The following is a 9,594-nucleotide window of genomic DNA, read 5'->3' as shown; positions in this document are numbered from 1 at the left end:
TCCATGCCGAACTCAGTAGTGAAACGAAACAGCGCCGATGATAGTGTAGCATTTGCTATGTGAAAGTAGGACATTACCAGGCTTCAAATTAAAGAAACCCGTTACAGCAATGTGACGGGTTTTTTGCTGTCTGGGATTTACTAAATAGCCAAAGCCCATACCAAGCCTCGACCGATGATAGTGTCGCATTTGCTATGTGACTTTCTACCGCTGTGGGCACCACGACATTCCCAGGCTTCAAATCATAGAAAGCCCGAATCTAACGATTCGGGCTTTTTTACGTCTGCAGAAAAGTGGGATGTGAGTTAATAATAAACAACTCGCACCATTTAACCATCAAATCTTCACATCAAACATCTTTATTAAATGCATTAGAAATACCTAGTTATAAATATTAGAGAACTTAAGTTATTAAATTTTCTTTTTATACCCTCGTAAGTTAATAGTAATTAAATGCGCGATTATTACTCATTAAATATTATCTTATAAAACGTATATTTTGTTACAAAATGTAATTCATTGACTATAATAGTTACATCAAATTGATAACTTTGTTTCATACATTTACGTTTTAAGTTTCTATTTAATAAATAATGCCAATAGGGCAATAAAATAATCAAATTTCAAGCAAGCTGTTCAATTAACCTTATTAGTATTGATCTTAACAAAGGATCCATTTTTTCTGATGCGACATAAAATACTTTATCTTTTATTCATTTCAATTATGTTTAGCCATTCAAGCGCCTTTTCCAATGATTTTGAGTTTTCTGGTTACGCTAGGGTTATAGGTGGGTACTTAGATGAGAAAGATGTTGAATATAAAGGATACGAGGACAGTATTAAGTTCTCCCCCTCTAGTTTAATTGGTCTACAAGGTGAGTATCAATTTAATAATAACTGGTCTGCAACAGCTCAAGTTTTACTAAGAAGCGATAACACAACCGCGTCTGATAACTCAGGGTTGGAGTGGTTATATTTAACATATACACCTACAGATAATATTCAAATTAAATTAGGCAAATTGCGTACTCCTTTTTTTACTCTAAGCGATTTTTCAGATGTTGGCTTTGCATATCCGTGGATTAATCCCCCTCAACAAGTTTACGATACTTATCTTTTTAAAACCTTTAACGGTATAGATGCAGTTTATAAATTTGGAGCAGAGAGTCTTGATGTCACATTAGAGGGGTATTATGGCGAAGAGTCGGGTGAGATTGGTATCGGTACATTAAAAACGGGTTTTGAAGTTGATAACCTTTTGGGCTTTATTGGTAAAATTAACATCGAAAATTTAGAGTTTAGGGTTTCTCGCTATAACGGCAATATTAAACTTGATATTGAAGAAATAAAGCAGTTAGAAAACGTTTTGAATGACCTCAATTTTACAAGAAGCGCTAACTCTGTTCAAACGCAAGGTAGAGCGCATGCAGAGCAGTTTGGTATAGTTTATGATAATTTAGATTATTTTTTTAGAGGTGAATGGGTTCGTATAAAAACAGATCTAGGAATAGTACCTATTATTCAGAGCTATTATTTAACCGCCGGTGTTAACTATGCTCCTTTTACTTATCATTTAACGTTTGCTGATAGTGACGTTGATATTCGCTCACCTGAAAATGAAATTCCACTAGGTATTGATGCTGACTTAGATAGATTAGCTTATGGATACAATAGTATTTTTGAAGACTCGACACCAGATTCCCTCAAAACATGGACTATTGGTGTGCGTTGGGATGTGTTACCAAACCTTGCATTAAAAGCTGAGTTTTCGGCACTTGAAGGTAATAATGTAAAAGACTCTTTTTTTGTAACTCCCGAAAATTCTAATTTTGATAAAAAAGCTAGCTTGTATCTTATCGGTTTGGATTGGGTGTTTTAATTATGTGCTTTAAATTAACTCATATTATTAAAAAAATGGTAATACACCTTTTATTTATTGCGACGTTTATCGTTTTTACACCTCCTGTCTATGCGCAGAATGAAAAAATCTTAGATATTGTGATTGTTGTTAATACGCTAGATAAAAACTTATCTTTAAGTAAACAACAAATCCGTCATATTTATATGGGAGGCGCTATCAGTAGACAATTTAAAGCTGTTAACTTACCCGCTGGTAATCCTCTTAGGGTTAATTTTAATACCCGGATGGTGGGTCTTACAGAGTCTAGAATACAGGCGTATTGGGCACAAATGCGCTTTACTGGTCGAAGTAAACCTCCGATTGAATTTGAATCTGCAAAAGAGATAATAGAGTATCTCCTAAAAGAGGAAGATTCCGTTGCCTATCTACCTGTGGATACAGCTATACCTGATGGACTAACTATTATCTCATTTAATTAAAAGGTAAGTTACGTTATGTGTATCGCTCGTAAGCTTTGTGTTTTTATTTATTATGACCATGTGGGTTTTGTATCGCTTTTAGTTAGCTCTTTAAATCGTGTTTTTGCCTTTATAATTGCTTGCGGTAACTGGGATATACACACTGGCTTAGCAAAGTAATATCCCTGCATTTCATGGCTACCATGTGATATTAAATAATTAGCTTGGTCTGCGGTCTCAATTCCTTCACTACACACTCTTAAATCAAGGCGCTGACCTAAATCAAGTATTGCTTGTAGTACAGCGGCATCTTTTCCTGAGCTTGCGTATTGATTAACAAACATCCGATCAATTTTTAAGGTGTCAATTTCAATTTTAGTAAGGTAGCTTAAAGAAGAATAACCAGTACCAAAATCATCCAATGCAATTGATCCCCCCATTTGTTTTATCTGATTAAAGAATTCGTTAGCGCTTTCAAAGTTTTCCAAATAGCTAGATTCAGTTATTTCAAATTGAATATTTGCTATATTGATCTCGTGACTAAGTAGTTTACTTTTTACTACATGTATAAAATTGTGATCTTTTAGATCGTGGCTAGAGAGATTCATTGAAACTAAAATATCATCGCTTATGAGTTTTTTTAGTATTTGCATGTCTTTAAAAACTTGTGTGATAACCCATTGAGTAATTGCTTTAATTTTTCCTGCTTGCTCTGCTATGGGTATAAACTCACCAGGCGAAACAAACCCCAATACTTCACTTTGCCATCTTATTAGGGCTTCTAAGCCTTTAACGTCTCCCTCGTTGGATATTTTTAATTGATAAAATACTTCAAATTCATTGTGTGCTATTGCATGGCTTATTAAGTTGGCTACCTGAACTTTGCGTTTATTGTCTTCGAGCATTTTGTGATGAAAAACGGTGTATGAACCTTTACCTTTATCTTTAGAGGCGTACATTGCGATATCGGCGTTGCTAATTAGTGTATTTATATTAAATTGCGCTTCTTTAGCACTGGCAATACCCATACTAATACCAGTGGATATATCCCATTCATGAATTGAAAATGGTTCTTGCATACCTCTAATTATATTCTCGGCAATATTAATAACGATAGATTGCTTGTCAATGCTAGGTAACATTATTAAAAATTCATCCCCTCCTAGGCGTGCAATTATGTCGTTATTGCGCAAGTAGCTACTTACTTTGTTTGAGACTGCTTGTAGAAGCATATCTCCAGCTTCGTGACCAAGAGTATCGTTAACACCTTTAAAGCTATCAACATCAAAGAAAATGACAGCAATATCTTGGTTTCTTTCTTTACTACGAGTTAACTCACTCTTGAGTAGCATCATAAAAAACATGCGGTTAGGTAGCCCAGTTAATATGTCGTAATTAGCTAGGCGCTCCATTGATTGGGTTTGCTCTAAAAGCTGTATAGTATTTTTTTTATTTTTTTGAATTTGAGAATTAATTGTTTGTAGCAACGTATTTATATCATTACCAAGCTGAGACACCTCATCATTACCTGAAACGCAATATTGGAGATTATAGTTAGTCGATTTTTCAACCCGTCTAGTGAAGTTTGATAGCTTTAGTAATGGACTCAATAAATGCTGATATATCCAGAATGAAATAATAATTGTTAGCACAATAATTAAAACAACAAAGGGGACCGCGCTATAAAATAGGCTTAGTTTGCTTTCATCTAATGGCTTTTTAAAATCTTGTACTATTAGCAAGTACCCGATAGGAAATTGTTCTTCTCCAATTGCTTTTAAAGCAACAAGACCTTCGTTAGTTGAGGTCACACCGAAAGGCAACTCTTTTACTTTTACATCAATGAGCTCAGGTTTGAAATTTTCAAGAGTTAAGTAGTTAGGGTGTACATAAGGTTGAATTAATTCCCAATTTGCATCAAACACATTCACAAATTTAATGTATTCATATCGCTCAAAACTTAAAAGTTCGGTAGTAATAGAGAATAAATCAATTTGATCAGACATTATTCTTAACAAGTTATCCGAAATATTAGCAGACATAGCATCAAGATTTTGCTGGACAGATTGCCTATATAAATTTTCGTGTTCATTAATTGCCAGGAAAAAAACTAAATTGGCACTCAGTATAATTAAAACCGTTGTTATTATAATAAATTTATATCGAATACTATGAAGCATCAAATTTAACCCTTAACCGAAATTTTATTTTTTAGTTTGTATTTATGTTTTCAAGAACTCACGAATTACACAATAATTACTTACTTTGTTGTTGTAGCATGAAATATACGATAAAGATTACTTTTAAATTTATATAGTAAATATAGCTGCTTATTTGATTTAAGTTGATTTACTTTGTTGTAATTTGATTCTTGGTTTAATAAGTGACCTGTGTAAAACTACCGTAGTTAATTTTGTAAATCAGGTGACATGAATGTCGAATATAAAAGCTTGGAAACTTATAAGCCTGTTTTGTTTGTTCGCAGTGCTTATGGGTTGCCAATCTAAAGAAGAGCAACTGCAGCAAACAATTCAAGAGTCTATTAAAAAAGCAGATACTGAGCTGTCAGAGCTTGGTGCCGCCCTTGAAAATGGAAGTGTACGTAATGCGGTATTACTAAGAGAATACGGTGAGCTTCTTAAGAAACAACAACCACAACTCACAAAAGTTGTGGATGTACTTACCCTTGATGCCACGCGTCAAGGTGCACTTTATAGTGGCTTAACACAGCGACTTAAAGATATTAAAGGAACTTACTTAATTCCTCCTTACGAAGATACGCTACATAGTATTGATTTATTACGTGAAGCGACTAAACCAACGTTGTTTTCAGATGCGTTAACCGATCCTATTAATATGTTAGCTGATATGTCGAAGGGCTCTTTAGCCAGAGTTGGCGCTATTAGCCAACAAGCAGAAGGCGCTGGTGTTGGTAATCAAATGGTAGGTAACCCTAATTACGGTAATTGGCAAACAAATAGTAGCGGTATTAGCTTTTGGCAATGGTACGGTATGTACCGTATTTTAGGTGATGTATTTGACCGTGTTGAATATGGAAGCTGGAGTAAGCGTCGAAAGTATAGTTACTACAATGACTACGGACGTTCGCGTTATTCAAGCCCTAAACAAATTAAAACTCAAAGTGCGTTAGAAACACGCACACGCCAAACATACCAACGCCAAGGCAAGCAGTTCACAAGCCCTTACGCGAGTAAAAAAACAGGTGCTACAGGCTTAAGCCGTAGTAGCTACACACCGCCTAAAACCAGCAGTTACTCCCGTTCTAGTAGTTACAGTAATAACTCTGGCTCGGTACGTAATAGCAGTAGCAGAACCTCTCGTGGCGTGAGCCGTGGTAAGTAAAAGAATAAAGTTGGAGTTAGAATAATATGTACGAATTTAATGGAATAACTATGTGGTCACTGCAAGCGCTGGCGATTGATTTTGCAATTATAGTGCTGTTATTTGTGAGCCTTAAATATATTAAAGGTTGGGTTTCAAATTTACATGCAAATGACGAGATAACAGAGCGTGATAACTTTGCTTTTGGTATTAGCTTTGCAGCGGGCTTAGCTGCGCTTGCGATTGTACTAACAGGTGTTAGCAGTGGTGCTTTTGCTGTATCTCTTCAGCAAGAAGCCTTGCAAGTGTTAGGCTATGGAGCATTAGCTATTGTGCTTATTAAGCTTGGTCACTTTTTTCAAGATAAAGTGGCGCTTCGTAAAGTAAGCTTACATGATGAAATTGTTAAAGGTAATGTTACAGCTGCTATTATTGATTTTGGGCATGTAGTGAGTGTTGCAATAGTTATTCGTTCAGCTCTTTTATGGGTTGCTACAGATGGTTGGCATGGTTTACCGATTGTAATTGCAGCCTTTATTATTGGCAGTGTTGTATTGTTGCTTGTTAGCCAATATAGAGTGCAGTTATTTAAACGCACAAATAAAAATGGCGACTGCCTACAGCAAGCAATTGTTGATGGGAATTTAGCGGTAGGTATACGTTATGCCGGATTTTTAGTTGGTAGCGCATTAGCCATTACTGCTGCGACAGGTATTGCTCCTTATGCTGCTGATAATATAAATGCAAGTTTACTCTACTGGGCTATTAGCGCTGTTGTGAGTTTAGTGACATTTATTATTTTGCACTTAGTAACTATTAAAGTAATTTTATCTGGCTGCGATATTTCAGATGAAGTTAATCGTCAAAAAAATGTAGGTGTGGCGACTATTTCTGCAGCAGTATCATTTGCTGTGGGTATCACTATGGCAACCTTACTAGGCGCATAATCAGTGTCATCAACTAATACTCCCCCAAGTAAGTCTCGCTTACTTGGGCACGATATATTACTTATTACTGTTATGGCTGTGCTTGCTGGGTGCGGTCTTATTTATGAATACCTACTTTCTCATTATGCAGGGCGCGTACTTGGCTCAGTAGAGAGTGCTATATACGCCATGATTGGTACTATGATTGTAGCAATGGGCCTCGGCGCTTTTTTAGCGCGATGGTTTAAAGATGCATTTACTGCTTTTGCCTGGCTAGAAAGTATTATTGCTTTGGTTGGTATGGGCTGTATTTTGGCGATAGCCAGTGTAATAGCGGTTAGTTATTCTCTTCCTCATTTATTTTCAAGTATTTTTAACTTACCCCCAGACGTTATTCTCAATGGTTACGTATTTCAAAAGCTACAAGAGTGGTCACGTTTTCTTCCTTATGTTTTTGGTTTAATACTGGGCTTATTTATTGGTATGGAAATACCGCTAATAGCGCGTATTCGTCAGCACGTTTATGGACGGTTTTTAGAAAACAACGCAGGTACTATTTATGGTGCTGATTATATTGGTGCCGGCATTGGTGCTGCTATTTGGGTAAGTATCATGCTCTCAATGCCTATAATGCAAGCTGCGGCGTGGACGGCATTATTTAATATACTCGCTGGGCTCGCGTTTTTATGGCGCTACCACACCCATGTGCGCTTTGCGAAGGCACTTTTAGTTTGTCATATAGTGTTGCTGGTATTATTTGGGTTTATTTTGGTGTTTGGTAGTAGCTGGATGAATAATTTAAGTAACGTTTTATACAAAGATAAAGTTATTTACTCGCAAGCAACTAAATACCAACACGTTGTTTTAACAGAAAGACTAAGTAAAAACCAAGCTCAGCCAATCACCGACTTATATTTAAATGGTCGTTTGCAGTTTTCAAGTATTGATGAGCAAATATACCACTCTATGTTGGTTTATCCTGCAATGCTTGCTTCTAATCGTCACGACCGCGTATTAATCATTGGTGGTGGTGACGGGCTGGCACTAAGAGATGTTTTAAAGTGGTCTGTAAATGAAGTGACTCTTATTGATCTTGATGGACAGTTACTTAATTTATTTGGTCATAAAGATGGTGACTTTACTCCACCAAGCGACATTAATAAGCGCTTACTTACTCTTAATAACGAGTCGATGAAAGACCCACGTGCAAATATAATAGTGGGTGATGCATTTTTAGAAGTTGAAAAACTGCTCGATCAAAGTAAGCAATTTGACACTATTTTAATTGATTTACCGGATCCTAATCATCCTGATCTAAATAAAATGTACAGTGACTATTTTTATAACCACGTACGTCAGTTATTAGCACCTGATGGGGCAATGGCGGTGCAATCAACCTCGCCTTATCATGCTAAAAAAGCGTTTTTGAGTATTGCTAAAACGGTTAAAGCTGCTGGGTTTGAATATGTTGAGCAGTATCAGCAAAACATACCTTCTTTTGGGCAATGGGGCTGGACTATAGCAACTAAAATGGGACAGTCGGCTAGTGGCCGGATTAATGACGTAACAGTTATGCCTGTTCCATCAAGGTGGATTAGTAAAAAATATTTATTAGCGAGTTTTGCATTTCCAAATAATTATTTTGAACAAGTTAAAGATATTGAAGTCAATAGGTTAGGTTCTGGTCAGCTATATGATTATTACCGAACTGCATGGGAAATAGAAAGCGAATTGTATAAAAACTAACAAAACACGGTTGACATAATATGTCGGACGTGAGAATCTTAACTCAGACATAATATGTCAAACGACAAAAGGCAGAGATATGGAATTAAATGAACTTTCAATAAAATTAGCCTCTTTTGAAACTGAAGGTGCTAACTTTGAGTCTTTCTTGATTGCCAATCCTGGCGAGCAAGATGTTTTACAAGTTATTGTTGATGGAAATGATGAACTTCCAATTTTTGTTACGCGAACACAAGAGCAATTGTTATGTATTAGCTACTTGTTTGATGAAGATGAAGTTAAAAGCGAACTATGCAATGAGTTAAACGAAACACTACTTCGTTTAAACGTGCCAATTCCACTGAGTGCATTTGCAAAAATCGATAATAAATATGCGATTTTTGGTGCTCTGTCGGTAAATTCATCATTAGATGACATTACCCACGAACTAGTAACATTAGCCGATAACGCTATAGATGCACTAGAAGCCGTGACCTTGTATTTAAACGATTAGTATACTAATCCAGGTAAGTTTTTGGAGTTAAGATTATGAGTATTTTAAAAAAATTATTTACAGCAATACGTGGTGGTGCTCGTGAAGCCGGCGAAGCAATTGTAGATGCTAATGGTATCCGTATTTTTGAGCAAGAAATTGCAGATGCACAAAATGCATTACACCGTGCAAAGAAAAGCCTTACAGAAGTAATGGCGAAAGAAATGCAAACTAAGCGTAAAATTAGCGCTGTAGATGCATCTATTGCAGAGCATGAAGCATATGCAGGTCAAGCGCTTGAAAAAGGTAACGAAGCGTTAGCACTAGAAATTGCAGAAAAAATTGGTGATTTTGAAACTGAAAAAGCAGAGAACGAACAAGTGTTATCTGGTTTTAGTAACCATATTGTAGCGCTTAAGCAGCAAGTTAAAGATGCTGAAAAGTCGATTAAAGAAAACCAACGTCAACTTACAATGGTTAAAACGACTGAAAGCGTACAGCAAGCAACTATGGCAGTTAACAGCACGCTTAATACAAACAGCTCGTCTATGACGTCTGCTCGTCAATCACTTGAGCGTATTAAACAGCGCCAACAAGATCGTCAAGATCAACTAGGTGCAGCAAAGCAGCTTGAATCAGATGTTAATGGCGATGATTTAAAAGCAAAAATGGCAGAAGCAGGCATTGGCGATACAAGCCCAAAAAGTGCCGATATTTTAGCTCGCATTAAAGCAAAGCAAAATAGCTAATACTTGCGTCCATATTTTAAAAAGGTAACCGAGCTTATGC

General features: G+C 36.3%; 8 protein-coding genes. 7 read left to right on the top strand and 1 reads right to left on the bottom strand.

The features are described 5' to 3' along the window. The first annotated feature begins 685 nt into the window (after positions 1–685). Together L647_RS0110275 and L647_RS0110270 are read left to right on the top strand one after the other, a co-directional pair. Positions 686–1,879, top strand: a complete 1,194-nt coding sequence (locus tag L647_RS0110275) for a hypothetical protein (RefSeq protein ID WP_024611044.1) — start codon at positions 686–688, stop codon at positions 1,877–1,879. A 2-nt stretch (positions 1,880–1,881) separates the two neighbouring features. After that, a complete protein-coding gene (locus L647_RS0110270) occupies positions 1,882–2,340 on the top strand; it encodes a hypothetical protein (protein ID WP_029880433.1) in 459 nt (152 codons plus the stop codon). Between the two features lie 50 nt (positions 2,341–2,390). Here the strand turns inward: L647_RS0110270 and L647_RS0110265 are convergent, their stop codons facing one another. Next, a complete protein-coding gene (locus L647_RS0110265; protein WP_253948855.1) occupies positions 2,391–4,325 on the bottom strand; it encodes an EAL domain-containing protein in 1,935 nt (644 codons plus the stop codon). Between the two features lie 427 nt (positions 4,326–4,752). Between L647_RS0110265 and L647_RS0110260 the strand changes: the two genes are divergently transcribed. From L647_RS0110260 to L647_RS0110240, 5 genes are all read left to right on the top strand, one after another. Next, positions 4,753–5,682, top strand: coding sequence for a hypothetical protein (locus tag L647_RS0110260; protein WP_024611041.1), 930 nt, complete (start codon positions 4,753–4,755; stop codon positions 5,680–5,682). Positions 5,683–5,708: 26 nt separating this feature from the next. Next, positions 5,709–6,608, top strand: coding sequence for a DUF350 domain-containing protein (locus L647_RS0110255; RefSeq protein ID WP_024611040.1), 900 nt, complete (start codon positions 5,709–5,711; stop codon positions 6,606–6,608). A gap of 3 nt (positions 6,609–6,611) precedes the next feature. After that, positions 6,612–8,333 carry a polyamine aminopropyltransferase gene (locus L647_RS0110250; RefSeq protein ID WP_024611039.1) on the top strand — a complete coding sequence of 574 codons (1,722 nt, stop codon included), beginning with the start codon at positions 6,612–6,614 and terminating at the stop codon, positions 8,331–8,333. Positions 8,334–8,412: 79 nt separating this feature from the next. Then, on the top strand, positions 8,413–8,826 hold the full coding sequence (locus tag L647_RS0110245) for a DUF2170 family protein (RefSeq protein ID WP_024611038.1): 414 nt from the start codon (positions 8,413–8,415) through the stop codon (positions 8,824–8,826). A gap of 35 nt (positions 8,827–8,861) precedes the next feature. After that, a complete protein-coding gene (locus L647_RS0110240; RefSeq protein WP_024611037.1) occupies positions 8,862–9,554 on the top strand; it encodes a PspA/IM30 family protein in 693 nt (230 codons plus the stop codon). Positions 9,555–9,594 lie beyond the last annotated feature (40 nt).

The organism is Pseudoalteromonas sp. TB64 (assembly GCF_000498095.1).
Classification (GTDB): domain Bacteria; phylum Pseudomonadota; class Gammaproteobacteria; order Enterobacterales; family Alteromonadaceae; genus Pseudoalteromonas.
The sequence above is the reverse complement of the archived record's forward strand: the minus strand, read 5'-3'. Positions and strand labels throughout refer to the sequence as shown.